Origin of the sequence: Mesorhizobium sp. GbtcB19 (assembly GCF_019091085.1) — a bacterium.
Lineage (GTDB): Bacteria > Pseudomonadota > Alphaproteobacteria > Rhizobiales > Rhizobiaceae > Mesorhizobium.
Genome location: NZ_JAGXJY010000532.1, coordinates 1 through 236 on the forward strand (window position 1 = coordinate 1; position 236 = coordinate 236).

Sequence of the window (236 nt, forward strand, 5' to 3'; positions counted from 1 at the left end):
GAGGGCAGCCCCCGAACGGACCAGGGGCCCCCCGCGGCCCTGGAAGCCGATATCGAGCAGCTGAAAGCGGCCACCCAGAAGCTCCCCGAGCACCACGCCAAGACCGGCCAGCACGGCTAGGGCGCGGCCCGTCGCGCCGCCGCCGACGGCGTGGAACAATTGCGGGCGCAATGTGAGGCCGCATTCGAAAGCATGCGTGGAAGTGTCGAGGACATCGATGCCCAGCTGATCGCGAA

The 236-nt window shown here is 69.1% G+C and carries 1 protein-coding gene; it reads right to left on the reverse strand.

Annotated elements, in window-relative coordinates; all coding sequences use genetic code 11:
- The coding region (locus KVT37_RS32945; RefSeq protein ID WP_217579099.1) for a hypothetical protein at window positions 1-236 on the reverse strand (236 nt) is incomplete at both ends.